Source organism: Xanthomonas sp. SHU 308, from assembly GCF_000364645.1.
Taxonomy (GTDB): domain Bacteria; phylum Pseudomonadota; class Gammaproteobacteria; order Xanthomonadales; family Xanthomonadaceae; genus Xanthomonas_A; species Xanthomonas_A sontii.
Window position 1 is genome coordinate 1 of record NZ_AQOK01000477.1, and the last position, 847, is coordinate 847.

General features: G+C 64.6%; 1 pseudogene. It reads right to left on the minus strand.

The annotated features are described in order from the left end of the window. Positions 1-314: 314 nt before the first annotated feature. Positions 315-847 (minus strand): annotated as a pseudogene (locus D588_RS0114720) (serine-type D-Ala-D-Ala carboxypeptidase); the annotation flags it as partial.

An 847-nucleotide genomic window follows, 5' to 3' on the forward strand; every position in this document is an offset into this window, starting at 1 on the left:
TTCATGCGACACATCCTTGGTGAAGTGGCATATCGATCCGAATACGCTACAGAGCACTCGCGTTGCGCAGCACTGCTCCGGCAGGTTCGCATGCCAGCTGCGCTGCTCCGCCAACCGGCATTGAGGTCGCTCATGATCGCAGGTCCATGCAAACGCGCATCGTGCGCCTCCTGCAACACCCGGCCCACTGCACGCACACCGGTAAGACGTCGCGGCTGAAGCCGCTCTCACGCAAAAGGAGGAACGGCAGCACACATCCCTGCCAGGGCTCCAATCACAAAAAAGCCGGCGTCAGCCGGCTTTTTTAAGAAGACTCACTCCGATTCCCACCACATCCAGAAGCTGTCCCACAGGCGCTTGAAGAAGCCGGCCTCGTCGACCGCCTTCAGCGCCACCAGCGGGGCCTGCGCCACCACCTTGCCGTCCAGGCTCACCTTGACCATGCCGATCTGTTGGCCCTGCTTGATCGGTGCCTCCAGGGTCTTGGGCACTTCGATCGACGGCTTCAGTTCGTTGTAGCGGCCGCGCGGCACGCTGACCAGCAGCGGCTGCGCCACGCCCAGCAGCACCTGCTTCTCGGTACCCTTCCACACGCGCTGCTGCGCGACCTGCTTGCCCGGCTCGTACAGGCTATGGGTCTCGAAGAAGCGGAAGCCCCAGTTCAGCAGCGCCAGGCTGTCCTCGGCACGCTGCTTCTCGGAGCTGTCGCCCATCACCACCGCGATCAGGCGCTGGTCGCCGCGCTTGGCCGAGCTGAGCAGGCAGTAGCCGGCCTCGGAGGTGTGGCCGGTCTTGATGCCGTCCACGCTCGGGTCGCGCCACAGCAGCAGGTTGCGGTTCGGCTGGG